The organism is Sphingopyxis sp. H050 (genome assembly GCF_001468265.1).
GTDB lineage: Bacteria > Pseudomonadota > Alphaproteobacteria > Sphingomonadales > Sphingomonadaceae > Sphingopyxis.
The window spans coordinates 71,124-89,542 of the sequence record NZ_LNRZ01000009.1; the positions used below are offsets into that span (position 1 = coordinate 71,124).

12 protein-coding genes are annotated in these 18,419 nt (G+C 65.3%); 5 read left to right on the plus strand and 7 right to left on the minus strand.

Annotated elements, in window-relative coordinates:
* Positions 1 to 110: 110 nt before the first annotated feature.
* The 4 genes from ATE67_RS16945 to ATE67_RS16960 are packed head-to-tail and all read right to left on the minus strand — an operon-like array spanning position 111 to position 2,537.
* On the minus strand, positions 111 to 737 hold the full coding sequence (locus tag ATE67_RS16945; RefSeq protein ID WP_058817840.1) for a response regulator transcription factor: 627 nt from the start codon (positions 735 to 737) through the stop codon (positions 111 to 113).
* Positions 738 to 764: 27 nt separating this feature from the next.
* The gene (locus tag ATE67_RS16950) at positions 765 to 1,109 is read right to left on the minus strand and encodes an Hpt domain-containing protein (RefSeq protein WP_058817841.1); all 345 of its coding nucleotides are present in this window, start codon (positions 1,107 to 1,109) and stop codon (positions 765 to 767) included.
* Positions 1,102 to 1,473 carry a response regulator gene (locus tag ATE67_RS16955; protein WP_058817842.1) on the minus strand — a complete coding sequence of 124 codons (372 nt, stop codon included), beginning with the start codon at positions 1,471 to 1,473 and terminating at the stop codon, positions 1,102 to 1,104. The genes ATE67_RS16950 and ATE67_RS16955 overlap by 8 nt, the downstream gene beginning before the upstream one ends.
* Positions 1,470 to 2,537: a hybrid sensor histidine kinase/response regulator gene (locus ATE67_RS16960; protein WP_058817843.1), complete on the minus strand. Its 1,068-nt coding sequence runs from the start codon at positions 2,535 to 2,537 to the stop codon at positions 1,470 to 1,472. The genes ATE67_RS16955 and ATE67_RS16960 overlap by 4 nt, the downstream gene beginning before the upstream one ends.
* A gap of 15 nt (positions 2,538 to 2,552) precedes the next feature.
* On the opposite strand from ATE67_RS16960, the gene ATE67_RS16965 reads away from it, so the two are divergent.
* Positions 2,553 to 3,566: a hypothetical protein gene (locus tag ATE67_RS16965; protein WP_058817844.1), complete on the plus strand. Its 1,014-nt coding sequence runs from the start codon at positions 2,553 to 2,555 to the stop codon at positions 3,564 to 3,566.
* A 482-nt stretch (positions 3,567 to 4,048) separates the two neighbouring features.
* Here the strand turns inward: ATE67_RS16965 and ATE67_RS16970 are convergent, their stop codons facing one another.
* The 3 genes from ATE67_RS16970 to ATE67_RS16980 are packed head-to-tail and all read right to left on the minus strand — an operon-like array spanning position 4,049 to position 8,222.
* Positions 4,049 to 5,407 carry an efflux transporter outer membrane subunit gene (locus ATE67_RS16970; RefSeq protein WP_058817845.1) on the minus strand — a complete coding sequence of 453 codons (1,359 nt, stop codon included), beginning with the start codon at positions 5,405 to 5,407 and terminating at the stop codon, positions 4,049 to 4,051.
* Entirely contained in the window at positions 5,407 to 6,555 is a 1,149-nt protein-coding gene (locus ATE67_RS16975) for an HlyD family secretion protein (protein ID WP_058817846.1), read from the minus strand. The genes ATE67_RS16970 and ATE67_RS16975 overlap by 1 nt, the downstream gene beginning before the upstream one ends.
* Entirely contained in the window at positions 6,552 to 8,222 is a 1,671-nt protein-coding gene (locus tag ATE67_RS16980; protein ID WP_058817847.1) for an MFS transporter, read from the minus strand. Before ATE67_RS16980 ends, ATE67_RS16975 begins: the two co-directional genes overlap by 4 nt.
* A gap of 581 nt (positions 8,223 to 8,803) precedes the next feature.
* Between ATE67_RS16980 and ATE67_RS21490 the strand changes: the two genes are divergently transcribed.
* The 4 genes from ATE67_RS21490 to ATE67_RS16995 all read left to right on the plus strand — a co-directional run bounded on the left by ATE67_RS21490 (position 8,804) and on the right by ATE67_RS16995 (position 18,408).
* Positions 8,804 to 8,977: a hypothetical protein gene (locus tag ATE67_RS21490; RefSeq protein ID WP_156417090.1), complete on the plus strand. Its 174-nt coding sequence runs from the start codon at positions 8,804 to 8,806 to the stop codon at positions 8,975 to 8,977.
* A gap of 189 nt (positions 8,978 to 9,166) precedes the next feature.
* On the plus strand, positions 9,167 to 11,698 hold the full coding sequence (locus ATE67_RS16985) for a hypothetical protein (protein ID WP_058817848.1): 2,532 nt from the start codon (positions 9,167 to 9,169) through the stop codon (positions 11,696 to 11,698).
* A 7-nt stretch (positions 11,699 to 11,705) separates the two neighbouring features.
* Positions 11,706 to 15,116 (plus strand): DUF6603 domain-containing protein, encoded by a 3,411-nt coding sequence (locus ATE67_RS16990; protein ID WP_058817849.1) that lies wholly within the window; start codon positions 11,706 to 11,708, stop codon positions 15,114 to 15,116.
* Between the two features lie 13 nt (positions 15,117 to 15,129).
* A complete protein-coding gene (locus tag ATE67_RS16995) occupies positions 15,130 to 18,408 on the plus strand; it encodes a hypothetical protein (protein ID WP_058817850.1) in 3,279 nt (1,092 codons plus the stop codon).
* The last annotated feature ends 11 nt before the right edge of the window (positions 18,409 to 18,419 follow it).

Sequence of the window (18,419 nt, forward strand, 5' to 3'; positions counted from 1 at the left end):
GCCGCCAACTTGATCGACAGATGCGCTAACTCTCGCGCGTCCGATATTCACCGGGAGGCGACAAAGGCGCTCTCTAACGGCGAAAAACCTCTATAACTTTCGGTATAAATTCAAAGTCCGCGGTCTTGCGCGAGCAGGATCAATTCGGTCCGGCCGCGGATGCTAAGCTTATCAAAAACCTTGTGAAGATGGACCTTTACGGTTCCCTCGGTCAGCCCCAGCTCGTCGGCGATTTCCTTGTTGCGCAGCCCGCGCTTCGCGAGCGAGGCGACCGCGCGCTCGCGCCCACTCAGCACCTCGAAAGGATCACGCGGCGCATCTGGCGACATCGCCTTTTCCATAACGCGCTGCATCACATCCTGGTCGAGCCAGCGCCGCCCCTGCACCACGCTTTCGAGGCAGGTGAGCAAATCGCGCGGCGCGGTCGCCTTGATGACGATGCCATTGACCGACAGCTGGATCGCCTCGCGCGCCAGTTCGTCGTTGAGGCCGCCGGTGAGCAGCACGACGGGCCGCGTATCGCCACGACTGCGCAGCGTGCGCAATACGTCGAGGCCGCTTCGTTCGGGCATGCCGTTGTCGAGGATCAAAAGGTCGGGGCGCGCGGTGGCGAGCGTATCGAGCACTGCCGCGCCCGTATTCACCGTCGCCACCACATTGAAATTCGACTTGTCGAGCAGCGCCGTGATTCCGGCCATGGTGAGCGGATCATCGTCCGCAACGAGCACTTTCGTCATTCCAAATCCGCCAAGATGCTGTTGAATTTATATATTATCATCTGCAGCAGGCCCTGGTCCACCCGCGCCGTTAATCATAAGGACCGATCCGGTGCGATCTAGTGCCGCCATTTGACCAAGCAAGTCCTGTGTTAAACTAGCAATCAGGTCACTCGAAAGCCCAGCGTCGACTGCTTCCTCGACCCGCCGCGCGGCATCGCCGATCGCGCTGTAGCCGAACATCCCGGCGCGGCCGGCCAAACTGTGACCCAGCCGCGCCAGTTCAGCCCAGTCGTCTCCGTCGAGCGCGGCCGCAATCTCCCCCGCTGTTTCACCCGCCTGCGCGGCAAAGCGTTCGGCGATTGCGGCGAAGCGGGCGTCGATTTCAGCCATCGAGAAAGCCCCGAACCTGCTGGGCGAGCGTCATCGCATCGAAGGGCTTGGCGAGCACGCCGCGTGCGCCAAGCTCGTGCAGCCGCGCGACCTCGTGCGCCTGGGTCCGCGCGGTAATGAACACCACCGGGATCGCCGCGGTTGCAGCGTCCTGCCGGAGCAGTTCGAGCACGCCCGGCCCGTCGAGTTCGGGCATCATCACGTCGAGCATGATAAGGTCGGGTTGCCATTCGCGCGCCGCCATCAGCCCTTCGCGACCCGACCCGCACGTCCGCACGACGAAGGACGGATCCAGTTCGAGCGCCATCTCGGCGACCTCGCGAATATCGTCCTCGTCGTCGATATAGAGGATCCTATTGCTCATTTGCCGCCTCCGCCATTCACCCGATCCGAGCCAATCCGGTCGGTCACTTCGCGCACCAGCGTGTCGAGGCTGGCGCGCGATTTGACGAGAACGAGGTCGATACCATCTTTCGGCGCGCCATCGACCTCCTGCGCGGTGAACAGGACGACCGGCAAGCTCGGCGCGCGTTTGCGCAGCGGCGCGACAAGGTCGGTTCCGCATCCATCGAGCATGCCCACGTCGAGGATCGCAGCATCATAACGCGTCCGCCGAATCGCCGCGCGCGCCTCGGCGACGCTGGGCGTGGAATGGATCGTCGCCTTGCCGTCGAATGCGCTCGAAACGACCGCGAGCATATCCGGATCATCATCGACATGGAGCACGATCGGCAACGTCGGATCCCGGGGCATTTGCGTCTCGACTTCGCTCGGCGTCGGACTAATGCCGGGCAATTCTGCGGCCGGCAAATCCACGTGAAAGATGCTGCCCGCGCCTTCGACGCTCTCGAAATCGACCGAGCCGCCCAGCCGGACGACGATTTCGCGAACGATGCTGAGCCCGAGCCCGGTGCCGCCCTTTTGCCGCGAATCCGATGCATCGGCCTGCGCGAATTTGCCGAAGATGCGGCTGCGGAACGCTTCGGGAATGCCCTCGCCGCGGTCGATGACGCTGATCCGGTAACGCCGATCGAGCGGCGTCACGCGGATAGTCACCACCTCTCCGCGTCGCGAAAATTTGATCGCGTTGGACAAGAGATTGGTGATGACCTGCATCAACCGATCCTCGTCGGCAAGCACGGCAAACCCCGCGCCAACCGGCTCGATATCGACCTTCACGCCATATTCGCCAGCGAACCCCGCGGTCTGATGCTGGGCCGCTTCCAGTAGTGGCGCCAATGCCAGCGGGCGGAGATCGAACTGCATCCGCCCGGCTTCGATCTTCTCGATATCGAGAATGTCGTTGATCAGCCGCACGAGGCGTGCGGCGTTGCTGTGTGCAATTTCGACCAGCCGCGCGGCCTTCGGCGGGATTTCGCCCGCCGCGCCGCCGCTGATCAGCCCGAGCGAGCCCGCGATCGAGGTCAAAGGCGTGCGCAGTTCGTGGCTGGCCGCCTCGGACGCCTACCGGTTCTGCTCGCTGCGACTGAACCCTTCGACCGGGACCGCTTTCGCGCCGCCTTGCGCGCCCTCGCCTGGGCCGGGCGAGAAATCCCAGCAAAGCCCCCGCAGCCCTATTTCGAACGGGCACTCGCGCTAGCACTGGAACGCTTCGAGGCATTCGACAATTATGAATTTCAGAGCGATTTGCTGACTTGGTCGGCGACCGTGCCCGAACTGCGGGACCAAGCATGGAAGCTGCTTGTGGCTCAGACCGAAAAAGGCGAAGCCGATAGTCACAATTTCCGGTATTTCCTACCATATAGACCTGACGAGGTGGTCGCCCTCGTGGCGCGTTGCAAGGACAAGATCCACCCGCGGAAGGGCTCACCAATACTAGACCTTGCAGAAAGTCCTCTTCGTTCGCGGGAGCCGGCCAGTGACGATCTCGTCGCGCTTCGAGTCCGACTGATCCGCGAGGAGATCGCGGAGCGTGGTTTCGATGCAGACATCTGCGACGTTATTGAGGGGCTCTTCTACGAACTCGCACCGCGCCAACTAGTCGAGTTTGGTATCGAACGGCTCGCGGTTGAGGCGATTGCTTCAGGCCCAGACGCACGTGTTCTCATCTATTTCGCCGGCGACCGAAACGCCCAGCATGAAGATGGTCTACTCGCCATCTCCGACAAACTTGCGGAGACTTTCGCCGCAAGGGGCCCCGTGCCTAACCTCGTCGGTGAGATGCTGGGTTTGCGCTTCAGCCGCTGTCTGAATTCCAAGCGTTTTGAGCGCGACCTTTCGATATTGCGCGACCTGCGCGACCGCGCGAGGGAGCGCTTTGGTACGGATCTGGTCGCCAGAGCTTTCCGGATCGCGCCAACATTTGCGCTGTTGGGCAGGGACAGTGCACGTATCGAGGCGCTGGCGGCGCTCGCCGAAGGCGATCGCGACGATCCGCGCCTGGCCGAAATCGGAGATCAGATCCGCGCCGAGGCCGGACGCGATTCTTCAAAATAGCGAGCGAGCGGCAACCTGTCGGCCTACTCGCCGATGCTGAGTCCCCCACTCAGGCGCGCCCAATCGATCAAGCGAATGACCGCTTTAGGGCGGCCTCAATCGCACCTTTAGCGGCCGACATCAGGCGCAAAGTAGCCAATTCTAGGTTCGAGCCCTAGTGCGTCCACCATTTTCATTCCGACAATCCCAAATCCCGTTCCGGCAAATCAACAGCGCATCGTCTGCGTCGATCGCTTCAAGGTCGGCCAAAAGGGCGATGCGACTTGGAAGCCCGTCGTCCCCATCCTTCGCGAGGTCGGAAGAAATGCGGTCGAACGCTCCTGGTCGACTCCAGCGGATGCACCGGTTGCAAATCGTCTGGTGCGGCCCATGGCCAGCGGGCCCATCTGCGCCCCGCTCAGCAACTACAAATCACTAGGGCAGCGTCCTCCTGCCCCTTTGAATCAACCAATCACCGCTCGCACAAGCAATTTTATACCTGGCTAGGTTGGCGCGCCGCCGCCTAGCGCCTGGTAAAGCGCGACATAGGCCGTGAGACGATCGGTGCGCAGCTGGATCAGCGCCAGATCGACCGCAAGCAGCGCGCGCTGCGCGTCGATCTGTTCGAGATAGGGCGAATAGCCGGCGCGGTAGCGGTTGGTCGCGTGGCGCAACGTCTCGGCAACCGCGGCGCGCTGGGCGAGTAGCGCGGCCTCCTGCACGCCGAGACGGTCGATCACCGCGAGTTGGTCCTCAACCTCGCGAAAGGCGGTGAGCACGGTGCGGCGGTAGGCGAAGGCAGCCTGGTCGCGCTGCGCGGTCGCGGCACCGAACTGGCCCTGCAGCCGCCCGCCCGAAAAGATCGGGGCGAGGATGCTGCCGCCGACCGACCAGATGGCGATCGGATCGCCCAGCAGGGACGAGATCGCGGCACCCGCCGACGCCGACAGCCGGACCTGCGGCAGAAATTGCGCGCGCGCACCGCGCAGGTTCGCGTCGGTCGCGGCGAGCGCATATTCGGCCTGCGCGATATCGGGGCGGCGGCGGACGAGGTCGGAGGGCAGCACGCCGGGCACGGCCGGGGTGGCAAGCGCGTCGAAGCCGGCGCCCCGCGCGATCGCCTGCGGCGTGTCGCCGACGAGCAGCGACAGCGCATGTTCCTGCCGCGCGATCGCCGCCTCGATCGCGGGGATCTGTTGCTCGGTCGCGCGATATTCGGCCTCGGCCTGGCTGAGTTCGAGCCGCGAGGTGTAGCCCGCCTCGGCCCGGTCGCGCGCGATGCGTAGCGCCTCGCCGCGCGTCGCGAGCGTCTGGCGCAGCAATTCGCGCCGCTCGTCGAGCGCGAGGAGGACGACGTAGCTGCTTGCGGTCGCCGAACTGACCGACAGCGTCGCCGCCTCGCGCGCCGCCGCGACCGCCGCGGCATTGGCGCGCGCGGCATCGACCTGCGCGGCGTTGCGGCCGAAGAGGTCGATCTCATAGGCGGCCTGGAAGCTCGGCTGCGCCGCCGTGCTTTCGCTCGGCTGGCCGAAGGCGTTGACGCTGCGCGATTCGGACGCGGGGATGTTCGCCGATAGCGTCGGGAGCAGCAAAGAGCGCGCGACGCGCTCCTGCGCGCGCGCTTCGGCGACGCGCGCGGCGGCGATGGCGAGGTCGACATTATGCGCCCGCGCGCGCCCGACCAGTGCCGAGAGCTGCGCATCGCCAAAGCGGCCCCACCACGCCGCCTCGATCGGACCACTCGCAGGCACCGCCGTGCGCCAGTCGGCGGGCGGCGTCACCAGGCTCGCCTCGGGGCGCGCGGTGATCGCCGGCGCGCAGCCCGCGAGCAGCAGCGGCAGCAGCAGGAGCGCGCGGCGCATCAATCGTCCCCGGTGTGCACGGTGGCGACCACCGACATGCCGGGGCCAAGGCGCTTGGCGAGGTCCTGCCCCGGTTCGATACGGATGCGCACCGCAATGCGCTGCGGCACCTTCACGAAATTGCCCGATCCGGTGTCGGGCTTGATCACGCTGAACTCGCTGCCGGCGGCGGGGGCGATATTCTCGACCACGCCCTTGATCTTCGCGCCGCCGAGCGCGTCGATCTTCAGCGTCGCGCGCTGGCCGGTGCGGATGTCGGCGGTCTGCGCTTCCTTGAAATTGGCGACGACCCAATGCTTCTCGGGCACCAGATACATGAGCTGGGTGCCCGGATTGACGAGCTGGCCGACGCGCACCGTCACCTCGCTGAGCTTGCCCGGGCGCGGCGCGCGGATAATCGTGCGGTCGAGGTCGATGTCGGCGAGCCCGCGCGTCGCCTTGGCATTTTCGACCCCCGCCTGCAGCCCGCCGCGCCCGACGGTCACCGAGCGGATTTGTTCGAGCGCGATCTGGCGCTGCGCCTCGGCCTGCCGGACCCCCGCCTCGGCCTGCCGGAGCGCGGCGAGCGTCTGGTCGCGCTCGCGCAGCGACACCGACCCCGCATCGACGAGCTCGCTCACGCGCCGCATGTCGGCTTGCGCGCGCTGGAGCTGCGCCCGCGCATTGCCGACCGCGGCGTCCTGCGCGCGCAATTGCGCCTCGGCCGAACGCTGGCTCTGCGCGCTGTTGTCGAGGCTGGCGGTCTGGGCGGCGATACTCGCTTCGCCCTGTGCGACGCGCTGGCGATAGACGCTGTCGTCGATCCGCACGAGCACTTGCCCGGCCTTCACCGTGTCGAAATCCTGCACCAGCACCTCGGTCACATAGCCGCCGACCTGCGGCGAGATGATCGTCGTCTGGCCGCGGACATAGGCATTTTCGGTGGTCTGGCTGCGCGGGCTGAACGGCGGCAGGCCCCAGGCATAGAGGATCGCGAGCGCGCCGATCAGGATGATCGCGGCGAAGAAGGCGATCTGCCGCCGCGAGCGGTCGGGGCGCCAGCCGCTTTCGGCGGCGGGCGGCGCGGGCGGCTCCGCCGGCGGCGGCGCGGGCTGGGGCGACGCGGGTTTCTTCGCGGGAGGGGATTGTTCGTTTTCGCTGTCGGTCATTGTCGCTCCGCCAACATTTTCTGGAGATTGCCGAGGTCCGCCGCGAGCGGGCTGTAGCCGCGGCGGCGATCGTTGAGCCAGCGCGCGAGGATGATCAGCAAACCGATCGTCGACAAGACACCGAGCACGAAGAATACGTCGTTATAGGCGAGCACCGCCGCCTCCCGCGCGGCCTCGCGCACCACGTCGCTGCCCGCCAGCGCGCCGCGCAGCGCGGGGTCGGTGACCGTGCTCGCGCGTCCGGCCGCGAGGCTGGCGAGCAATTGTCCGAAGGCCGGATCGTCGGTCGGCAGGCTGAGCCCCAGCGTCATCAGATGATCCTTGGTGCGGATCGTGAAAAAGGCCGACAGCGCCGCGGTGCCGGCGAGCCCGCCGATGGTCTGCGAAAGGTTGAACAGCGCGAGAAAGCTGACGACATAGGACGGGCCCCGGGTCAGCGCGCGCAGGAACCCCTCCATCAGCATCGGCCCGATGAAATAGACCGCAGCAAAGGCGATTGCCGCCTGACTGAGGTAAAGATTGGCCGGGCGCGTCATCAACCCGGAATGCGTGTCGGCAAAGGCCGCGACGGCGATGATGCCGAGCGCGATCATCGTCGGCATGCGCAGGTCCAGCGGGTTGAGCTTGACCAGCGGCAGCACGACGCCGAGGCACGCGGCGGCGGCGGTCACCGCGTAGAAAGTGACGAGCTGGTCGTTCACCAGCCCCAAGGTCGTCAGCAGCCCGGTCGCGCCGAAATTCTGTTCGGACAGCACGATGCGCACCAGCGCGCCGCTGAGCGCCAGCTTGAGGAGATCGCCGCTCGCCATCCATCGCGTCTCGAGCATCGGGTGCAGCCGGTTGTGCTCGATCAGGAAGGAGGCGCCGATCAGCACCACCGACAGCGCCAGCACACCGCCGAGCCACGGCGTCGGCCACCAGACGATGCGCCCTTGCACCAGGAATATGCAGAGCAGCCCGGCGCCCGCCGCGAGCAGCGGGAAGCTGACGAGATCGAAGCGATTGAAGGCGCGGACCTTAATCCCTTGCGGCAGCGGCAGCACATTGACCAGCCCGACCGCGACGAGCGACAGCCCGAACTGGAAGGCGAAGAGGCTTTCGATATTGCCGTCATAGACCAGTAAAGGCGAGATCGCGCGCGCCAGCGGCAGCCCGGTTTGCACCATGCCGATGCCGAGGAGCAGCGCGAGCATCCGCTTTGGGCCGGGCAGGCTCTGGAACATATAGAAGATCGCGAGCGTCACGAGGCCGCTGGCGGCGATCCCCGAGAGGCCTCGCGACACCAGCTCGACGCGATAGCTGACGTCGAACAATTGCACGAAATTGGCGAGCAGCAGCGCGATCATCGTCGCGCGCACGAAGCGCTGGATGCCGAAATGCTGGCGCGCCTTGAACAGCAAGATGCTCATGCAGACGTTGGTCACGCTGTAGGCGGCGGTGATCCAGCCCGATTCGACTGGAGTCAGGCCCATATGCCCCTGCAGCACGGTGAGGTTCGCAAGCAGCAGCCCGTTCTGGAACCCGCTGACGAGCCCGAGGAAGACCCCGATCGCAAAATAGGCCTGGCGGCGGCGGAGCGGATGGTCAGGCGTCGCGGGCGAGCCCGGGATGAGCGGCTGCTCGTGCGGCTTCAGCACATAGGGGGCGGGTTCTGCCGCATCAGCCATGGCGCACGCAGCGCCCTATGGGGCGAAGGGCGCGATCGGGTCGGATCATCGAAACGGCTCCCCCTGCACAAGCCGGCATCCGCTCCTTATGCGCCCGTTTGTGGCGGTTGGGCAATCATGCAGTTCGTGTGACATGGGCTGTATGTCGGGATCGGACCTTTGGTGGCGGCTTTGTCCTCCGCGGGGAGCCCCGGAAACTTCTCGCGAGACGAGGCCATCTTCGAGCTATGCCTCATAATCAGTCGTTGGCGACGCCGCCGACAGCGCTCCGGCGCTTTCATGTCCTAGCGGGATAGAAGCAACCCCTCCGAAGCACAGGCGGGTTAGCGGTGACGCGCGCAATCGCGATACCGCCGCAATTTTGGAGGGTGCGCTCGCCTCGTTTGGCAAACCTACTTTGCCAAAGTCTCGCTGCCTCAGCCAGCCGCCCAGTCTAATACCTACCAGCGTCGAAGCGGCAGCCTCACCCGCAACTGGGACGAGCCGAGATTGACTCGGGGGAAACCATGCGACACTGTACTTGCGTAAAAAATACGGTCGTATCCTGAACTTGTATCTCTATGAATTAGAGGGGCATATGGATGGACCGTCTTCCGACAGGTCAGCAATTGAACCGCGGCGACGAACTGGTTTCGGCGCGCGACTGGTGTCGCTTGGCCTTTGGCGCCGACGGCTCCATCGGCATTTACCGCACGATGACACGCGTTAGCGCCTTGCTTCGACGGATCCTGGCACAACTGATTGCCCGTCCGTAGCCAAAATGCTGGTTAAAATCCGGTTAGCGGGAAAAATGAACAACCCGAGAACCTAATCAGCAGAGATTGAGAGATTGAATGTAAAGGACTCGGAAACAGAGTCGCCAATGGGTCGTCATAGTTACCTGTCGTCTTCGCGAAAGGTTGAACCATGACGCGAGCTTTTGCTCAAATCCGTACCGGCGCATCATGTCGCTGCCGCTGATTCTCGCTGGCCCGATCCTGCGCCGGGTCGATGGCGAAGTCTGTTCGGCCTGGGTGGCGCTCAGCCGCCCGGCGACGGTCGAGATGAAATTATGGGCCGGCACGCAGATATCGACTGGGCCCGGCACGGTTGCTTCCGGCGACGCGGCGCTCGCCTCCGGGCAGGTTTCGACGCGCCGCTTCGGCGCAAATCTTCACATCGCCCTCGTCACGATCGACCTGAAAGGCCCGCCGGCGGTCGCCGTCACGCCTGGCTCGCTCCACAGCTATGATATCGTCATCGACGGCGCAGCAAGCCTTCGGACCGAGGGGCTGCTCAAGGACGAGACCGCGGCCGCGCGGCTCGCCAACGTCGATACCGGGACCGACGGCGGCGACGGCAGCGCCGGGTTCAACGCCCCGCTGCACCTCGCGCTCGGTTACGACACCGACCGCCTTCCTTCCTTCGTTGCCCCCGCGCCGACGATCGAGGGGCTGCGCATGGCGCACGCCAGTTGCCGGCGCAGCAATGCCGGTGGTTATGACGCGATGGCTTGGCTTGACGATTTCATCAAGGCAAACAAGCTCACCCCGGCCGAACGGCCGCAGCAGCTTTATCTGACCGGCGACCAGATTTATGCCGACGACCTCGGCACCGCGCTGCTGCCCATGCTCACCCGCCTCGGCGCCGAGCTGCTTGGCGGGGTCGAGAAATTCCCGGTTAGCGAGACGGTGGGCGAGGAATTCGAGCTCAACGTCGACAAATTCCCGCCGCAGCGACGCGGTTTGATCGTCCGCGAAAAGGCGCGTTTCTCGACAACCGACAGCCGCAACCACCTGCTCGGCTTCGGCGAGTTCGCCGCCATGTACTGCGCCGCATGGAGCAGCCGCGTCTGGCAGGCGCTGGGCAATGAATTTTCGACCTTCGTCGATTTCTCGCCCGACAACGCCGACACCGCGGCGTTCCTCAGCAAGCCCGAGGCCGAAGTCGGCGGCACGCTCGCCAAATGGAAGGCCGATCCCGATCACGGGCTGGCGTCGATAGAGCGCGAAACCAAGCAGGTCCGCATCTTTCGCGATGCGGTGCCCAAAGCGGCGCGTGCGCTCGCCAATTGCATCACCTATATGATCTGGGACGATCACGAGATCACCGACGACTGGAACCTCACCGGGCGCTGGCTGAGCCGCGTCTATTCGAAGCGCCCTGGACAGGCAATCATCCGCAACGGCATGGTCGCCTATGGTCTGTTCCAGGGCTGGGGCAACGACCCCAAAGCCTTCGCCGCCGATGGCAACAACAAGGATTTCCTGACCGAGGCCGAAAGCCTGTTCGCAGGCAGCGGCCCCTTCCCCGCCGCCGCAACCAATCGCCTCGACGAAACCCTCGGTTTCCCCAATGCCGCCGCAGACAAACGCGCCCGCTGGCACTATCGGGTCGACGGCCCGCGGCACCGCACGATCGTACTCGACACGCGCACCCGCCGCGATACGGGGGGCGCCGCCTCGACCAAGCCCCCCAAACTCCTCGGCGGCACGCTCGGCGATCAAGTCCCCGACGGGCCGCTCACCGATGGCCGCGAACTGCTCGTCGTCGTCTCAGCGGCGCCGGTACTCGGCCCGACCCTGTTCGACAAGGTGTTCCAGCCGCTGACCGCCGCGATCAAGGACACGTCGAACGCGATCGGCAAGATGCTCGAGGACCAACCGTATAATGCTGCCGAGGAACTGAAGCAGACAGTCAAATATACGGACGGCGACGAACATCGCGACGTTGAGGGTTGGGCTGCCGACGAGGGGCATCAGGAGGCGCTGCTCAAGAAGTTAGGCAGCTATCCGCGCGTCGTGATCCTGTCGGGCGATGTGCATTTTTCCTGCTCGATGACGCTGGATTACTGGAAGGGCGCCAATGCGACGCCCTCGCGCATCGTCCAGCTGACCTCCAGCGGCGCACGCAACGGCTGGCCGATCAAGATCGAAAGCCAGTTCCGCAAGAACACTGTTTTCCAGGACCTGCTCGGCGGCGTGCTCGTCGAGCGGCTGGCATGGACCGGGCCGGCAAAGGTCACCGTTCCCGCCGGATCGCACATCAGCCCCGGCCGCCGCGGGCGGATGAAGCGGTCGCCAGCGCTGCTGCCGGTCCTCGGCTGGCCCGCGGGGACGACGGTCGACACGCCGCCCGACTGGCGGTGGCGGCTGAAGCTCGTCCGCGATACGCGCACCGGTGGCCAGAACGGCGCGCCGCCCGACCCGCCGGCGCTCGCAACCGACATCAACCCGACGGCCAGCTTCGACGGCTATGTCGGACTGGCGAAACGACACGCGGTCGCGACGATGACGATGCCGCGGCTGCTACGCACGCTGATGTTCCTCAGCAACATCGGGCTTGTCAGTTTCCGCGACAATGCCGGCACGGTGACACTAACCCACCGTCTTCTGTCCGCGAGCGCGCCGAGTTCGCAGACCTTTGCCGTCAACACGCTCCACGAGGCGAGCCTCGCCCCTTCCACCGAAGCGCCCCCGACGCTGCTGACGAATTGAGGCGATCATGGCCGGCGAACCCAATGTTTTCGAAAAGATCGTCAAATGGTTCAAGGAGGCATCCGATTGGGTGCAGCAGAATCTTGGCGACCCCGAAATCGCGACCGCGCTCCGCGAAGACCTTGGGCTGAAGCCCGGCGCCGATCTCAGCCCCGCCGACAAAGCGAAGTTCGTTGCGTTCAAGGACGGCCTCGATCCCGACAAGGTCGCGTTCGACGCTACGGTGGCGGAGATTGCGCAGGCGGTCGAAGGCTTCATCCAGCTCGGTGAGACCCTGAAGGACCCCGCGTCGGGCGACGTCGCATGGGACGTTGCCTATCTGCTTAGCAATATCGCGCTTGCCGATACGCTGCGCGTGCGCTTCCCCGCCATTTATGCGCTCGGCAAGCTCGGTCTGCTCGTGTCCGACGATCCCGACGCGGTCGAACAGTTCGACCCCGCGATGCTGATGAAGATCCTGCGCGGCGAAACGCCACAGGACGCCAGCCAGATGCTGTTCGACCGCGTCTCGCACGGGCTGTCGCTTATCCCGACGATTGTCGACATCCTGCTCCAGCAATTCGACAAGACCGGATACGTCGATTATTTCTATGGCTGGGACCCCATCCCCGCATCGCCGACGCCGCTTGCCGATCTCGCCTCCGCGCGCACACTTACCATGCTGCTGGGTCCCCAGGATGTGGCCCGCGCCGCGGTAACCATGGCGGGCGTGCCCGATGGCGACGGCGGTCCGGGCATGATTGTGTCGCTCGGCGGCGACTTCAAGGAGAAGTTCAACAACGCCGACGGTCTGGAGGCCGAATTCCATATCGGCGCCGCAGGCGCGCTCAGCCTCTATATTCCTTTTGGCTCGGGCGGCGGGGACTTGGAGGCCGACGGATCGCCCGACGTCTTTTTCAAGCTTGCGATGGCAAAGGTTGGCAAGGCGGGCAAACCTGCCTTCCTGATCGGCGAGGCGACGGAAAGCCGGCTCGAATTCGGCAAGATCGGCGCGGGGGTCGAAATTGCCAATGATCGTGCGGCGGTTCTGCTGAACATCACCAACAGCGCGCTGGTCATCACCCCCGGCAAAGCTGACAGCTTCCTGAAGAAGATATTGAGCGACGATATCCGCGTCGGCTTCAATCTGAAGATGAAGGTCGACAGCCAGAGCGGGCTAACCTTCGAGGGGGGAACCGGAATCGCGGTCACAATCCCCATTGAAAAGACGATCGCCGGCGCACTGACCGTCCACCACATCACCATGGCGCTCGGCCCCAGCAGCAAGCCGCAGCAGGACCTGTCGCTTGAGGCATCTGGCGCGTTCGGGGTCAAGCTGGGGCCATTCCAGGCCTCTATCGACCGCCTCGGCTTTACGCTCGACATGGCGTTCCGCGACGGCAACCTCGGATTCATGGACCTGTCGCTGGGTTTCAAACCGCCCAACGGCCTTGGCTTGCTGCTCGACGCCACTGTCGTCAAGGGCGGCGGCTATCTCTACATCGACCCGGTGAAAGGCGAATATGCCGGGGTGCTCGAACTCAAGATCGACCTGCCGTCGGTCAAGATCGGCATCAAGGCGATCGGCATCCTGACGACGAAGATGCCGGACGGCAGCGACGGCTGGGCGCTCTTGCTACTCATCTACGGGCAGTTTCCCCCGATTCAGCTCAGCTGGGGCTTCACCCTCACGGGGCTTGGCGGGATGATCGGCCTGCAGCACGGGGTCAGCATCGACGCGCTAATATCGGGCATGAGCAGCGGGGTGCTCGACGACATCCTGTTTCCGGCGAACCCCGTCGCCGACGCGCCGCGGATCATCAATCGGCTGCGCACGGTCTTTCCCGTCACCCCGCGCGCGCTGGTGCTGGGGCCGATGGTCGAGGTCGGCTGGGGCACGCCGAACATCGTCACGATCCGAATGGGCGTGCTGCTGCAACTCGACAATGCGCTGGGACAGGGCGACCAACCGATATCGTTCAGCCGCGTCGCGATCCTCGGGCAGGTGCTCGCGCAGCTCCCGCCCGGCGTGAAGGCCGACCTCACCGTCCTCAAGCTGCTTGTCGACTTTGTTGGCACGATCGAGATCAATCCATTCCGTATCGGTTTCGTCGCGCGGCTGCGCGACAGCTATGCCGGCAAGAAACCGCTGAAGATCGATTTCGGCGGCATGCTCGTCGTGCAGGCAGTGTTCGGCGACCGGCCGAGCTTCGTTATCGCCGCGGGCGGATTTCACCCCGATTTCCGCGATATCCCCCCGGGACTGCCCAGCCCGATCGACCGCCTGTTCGCCGCTTTCCCGATCAATATCCTGAAAATCCGCATCGAGGCCTATTTTGCCGTCACCCCGGCGAGCATTCAGGCGGGCGCGAACGCGTCGCTGAAGGCGGGCCTCGGCCCCGTAGATATCGAGGCGAAGCTGGGCTTTGACGCGATCTGCTACCTCGTCCCGAGCTTCCGTTTCGACGTCAAGATCTACGGCTCGGCTTCGCTGAAGTTCAAGGGCCACAACCTCGCTGGCATCGCCTTTGAGTTCCGGCTCGAAGGCCCCGGCCGCTGGCGTGCGCGCGGCTTCGGCAAATTCTCGATCCTGTTCTGGGATATCGAGGTGCCGTTCGACGAAAGCTGGGGCAACAATACGCAGGTCGAGCAGCAATCGACCAGCGCCCAGGCACTGATCGCGGGCGAGTTGCAGAGTCCGGGCAATTGGACCGCACAAATGCCGATCGGAATCGATCCGCTCGTCAACATTGCGCGGATCGACGGCGGCGAGAGGCTGCTTGCCCACCCGCTCGGCACGCTGACCTTCACCCAGAATGCCCTGCCCTTCGACCTCGACCTGCAACGCATCGGCGCCAACCGGATCGAAGGGCAGACGCGTTTCGGGATCACCGAGGGCTATATCGGCAGTCCGTCGGGCAGCCAGCCCGCAACGCCGTTGCAACAGCATTTCGCGCTTGGCGAATATCGCGACCTCAGCGACGCCGAAAAGCTAAGTAACCCAAGCTTCCAGTCCTTCACCGCGGGCGCGCGCTTTGGCAGCACCGCATACAGCGCTGGCGCCGCCGCGCCAGACCAGGATCTCGATTATGAGATCCTCTATCTTGAGCCCGAACCCGAACTGAAATTCCCTTTCCCGCGCATCCTCTTCCGCGACCGCGCGGTCATGAGGGTAGGGATGGACGCGATCCGCAAACAGGCAAGGCAGGGTGCCGCGGCTTTCTCGTCGCTCCGGACCGACGACCGGCTGAAGCCTGCAATCAGCCAGAAGGTCAGCGTCGGCGATGCCCGCCTGGCGGCCGCCAGCGTCGAAACGATGGCGGATGCAGGGATCGCCTTCGACCCAGTCGCGGCGCGTTCGCCTGCGCTCGCCGCCGACGCGCTGGGTCGGCTGGGCGCTGGGTCGATGCAAGTCGTCGAACAGTTCGAGCTCGCTTAAAGGAACAGGGAAAATGGCACAGGCTGCATATCGTTTCCTTCCCTGGGCCCGCCGCGGTCTCAGTACGATGGTGACCGCGCCCGACACCGGGCAAGACCTGCCGCAGCGCCCGTCGCTCGCGGCGGGGCTAACGGTCAGCGGCGCGGGCTCGCACGGCGTCGACCTGTCGCTCTATGGCCCCGCCGACGTCATCGGGATCGACCCAAGGCTGATCATCCGTACCGACCCCAAGCCGCATACCACCGATTGCGAACCCAATTATCTCGCCGCGATCGAATTCGACCTTCCCGAGCTTCCCTGGCTCTTCTCGCCCGCCTCAGCCGACGCGCAGGAGCATCTTCGTCCCTGGCTCGTGCTCGTCGCGCTAGAGACCAGCGGCGATGGCCGCGTCGCGCTTCCGCGTGTCGAGCCCGGCCGACCGCTCCCCTTCCTCGAACTGACGTCACAGCAGGTCGCCGAACAATTGCCCGATCTGTCGCAGAGCTGGGCGTGGGCACATGGCCAGCTGCTCGGCGAAAAGGGCGCGGGCGGCGACAATGCCGCGGCGCTGGCGGGTGATCCGAACCTCAACTTGTCCCGCATCCTCTGCCCGCGCCGGCTCGAGCCGATGACGAGCTATATCGCGTGCCTCGTTCCCGCCTTCGACCTCGGCGTGCTGCGCGGGATCGGCGGGACGCCGGCACCGACCGCGGCCCTAAAACCCGCCTGGCGGCCAGACCAGCCCGCCGACATGTTACTGCCCGTCTATTTCCACTGGAGCTTCGCTACCGGTCCGCAGGGCGATTTCGAATCGCTCGCGCGTGAGCTGAAGCCCTTCAAATGCCCGCCCACCGTCGGCACGACGTCGATGTTCATCTGGGACAGCCTGCCAAATCTGTTCGACAGCACGCCGGCGGCAACGCGGGACAAACCGGTGTGGATGGACGGCGCGCTGCGCGCGTCGGAAGGCGAGCCCGCGACCCTGTCCGACATCGATGCCGCATTCCAGCAGGCGATTACCGCCGAGGTCAACGCGCCCGCCGACATCGCCGACCGCAGCGTGCCCGATTCGACGCGCGCGATCGCCGCGCCCATCTATGGCGGCTTCCACGCCAAGGTTGTGCGCGTTCCCTCCGCCAGCCCGAAATGGCTGAAAGAGATCAACCTCGACCCACGCGCGCGCGCCGCTGCGGGTCTTGCAGCCGATGTCGTGCGCGCGAACCAGGAAATCTTCATGCAGAGCTGCTGGGAGCAGGTCGGGAAGGTGCTGGAGGCCAATGCCCTGCTGAACCAAAGCCGTCTCGCGACCGAGGCCCTTGCGAAACTTCATGGGCGTATCGCCGCGCTGCCCGCGGCCAGCCAGCTCGCGCTGATCGCACCGGCACGCAGCCGCGTGACCTTCGGCGCCTTCACCGTTGCCGCGGGCGTCGCGCGCTCCAGCCTGCCCGACGCCGCCCTGTCGCCGACCTTCCGCCGGATGCTCAGCCCGGGCCGCGCGGCGCTGCGTCAGGCGGCGCGCGTGATGACAACCTCGCCCGCGACCGGGCTGGTCGAGCGGATGGCACGCGGACAGGCCAGCGTCGATCCCAATCAATTTACCCCCGACGGGATCGACCGGGTTCGCGCGTTCGACAGCATCAATGTCGGACGCAATCCCGCTGCCGCGATCGACCTTTCGGTCATCGGCCTCGCTACTAGCGTTCGCGCCCAGGACGTGTCGCAGCTCAAACAGATGGCGGGGGCCATAGCCCCTGTTCAGCCGCCCATACAACTTCGCCCCGATCTCATCCGCACCGGCATCGTTACTGACTTGCACGTCATGACGCTTGCGGACAGCGCGGGCGCCGCGCCCGTCAGCGAAATGATCGACCTGATGGTCGCAACCGCGACCGGCTCGCCGCGCGCCGAAGCCTTCCTCCTCGACCGCGATGCCGAGGGAGCGGTCACTATGGCAGCGATTGATATCGGGAGCGACGGTCGGGCCATGGTTCGTACCCCGACGGGCACCGCCGACCGCCTGATCGCCAGTTTCGGCGACGGCTTCACAACGCGCGCGACCGCTGAATTTACCGCAGCGCTGACCGCGTTGCCCAAGGGTGTACTCGGAAGTGATGCGCCGCTGACGATCACCCGCGGCAACAGCGGCGAGGTGATGGCCGGCGATTTTACCGGCATCGGTCGACGCCGCCGTTTCAAGGTGCGCCGCCCCGCCGGCGAGGCACGGCCCGTTGCCGACCTGTTGAAGGATCGCATCGCCCTCGACAAATATTCGGAAGCTTTCACGAAAACCGTAGACTTGCTTTCCATCAATCAGGTCGACCGGGCATTGGAGATCGTGCCCTTTGACCTCGCCGGCGCGGCCAGCGCCACCGCAGTCAAGATAGACCCGCGTCGGACAATCCCTGGCCGGCTGGCCTCAATGATCCAGATTGGGGGCGTCGATCTTTTCGCAGGCGTGGGCGGCGCGATATCGATCCTGCCGACGATCGACCGCATCATGTGCGCGCCCGAGTTACCCGAGCCCGCCTATTCGCGGCTCGCGAAGTTCGACAGCCGCGCCTTCCTGCCTGGCATCGACGCAATCCCGCAGAACGCGCTGACCCTGCTCGAAACCAATCCGCGTTTCATCGAGGCCTATATGATCGGCCTCAATCACGAAATGAACCGCGAGCTGTTATGGCGCAGCTATCCGACCGATCAGCGCGGTACGCCCTTCCGCCATTTCTGGGACTGGGACGACGGCGATCCCGACATCGCACAGATCCACACCTTCGCCAACAAGCCCCTCGGTCACAACACCCGCGGTGGCGCGGTCGGCGGCAATCTGGTGCTGCTCGTCCGCGGCAACCTGCTGCGACGCTATCCCAACAGCACCATATCGGCGTGGCGCGCGGTGCCCGGCAACGGCCGGCCGATCCTGAAGCCGAACCCCACCGCTGCCGATTACCTGCCCGCCATGTTCTTCGGCGGGTTCGAGCCCGACGTCAGCTTCGCCGGCTTCTCGCTGACCCGGCCCGATATCCTCACCGGCGCGGGTTGGTTCTTCGTCATCGAACAGCAGGTGACCGAACCGCGTTTCGGCTTCGACCAGGAAAAGCCCGGCGCGACTGCCGCTAACCCGGGCGACTGGCGCGACGCGCGCTGGATCGACACTGGGGCGACGCCGGGCGGTCATCTGGCGGTCAACGGACGCCTCGCCGGGCATCAGGCGGGCGGCGTGACCTACGCCCTCAACGCCGCCCACCTCGCGGCTGCCGCGATGCAGCGGCCGTTCCGCCTGGCCGTCCACGCCAGCCACCTGACGCAGATTTAGGGAGACGTCGA

Coding starts and splice junctions, on each gene's coding strand:
- ATE67_RS16945 (WP_058817840.1), bottom strand. CDS start 737: ATGACGAAAGTGCTCGTTGCGGACGATGATCCGCTCACCATGGCCGGA.
- ATE67_RS16950 (WP_058817841.1), bottom strand. CDS start 1,109: ATGGCTGAAATCGACGCCCGCTTCGCCGCAATCGCCGAACGCTTTGCC.
- ATE67_RS16955 (WP_058817842.1), bottom strand. CDS start 1,473: ATGAGCAATAGGATCCTCTATATCGACGACGAGGACGATATTCGCGAG.
- ATE67_RS16970 (WP_058817845.1), bottom strand. CDS start 5,407: ATGCGCCGCGCGCTCCTGCTGCTGCCGCTGCTGCTCGCGGGCTGCGCG.
- ATE67_RS16975 (WP_058817846.1), bottom strand. CDS start 6,555: ATGACCGACAGCGAAAACGAACAATCCCCTCCCGCGAAGAAACCCGCG.
- ATE67_RS16980 (WP_058817847.1), bottom strand. CDS start 8,222: ATGGCTGATGCGGCAGAACCCGCCCCCTATGTGCTGAAGCCGCACGAG.
- ATE67_RS21490 (WP_156417090.1), top strand. CDS start 8,804: ATGGACCGTCTTCCGACAGGTCAGCAATTGAACCGCGGCGACGAACTG.
- ATE67_RS16985 (WP_058817848.1), top strand. CDS start 9,167: ATGTCGCTGCCGCTGATTCTCGCTGGCCCGATCCTGCGCCGGGTCGAT.
- ATE67_RS16990 (WP_058817849.1), top strand. CDS start 11,706: ATGGCCGGCGAACCCAATGTTTTCGAAAAGATCGTCAAATGGTTCAAG.
- ATE67_RS16995 (WP_058817850.1), top strand. CDS start 15,130: ATGGCACAGGCTGCATATCGTTTCCTTCCCTGGGCCCGCCGCGGTCTC.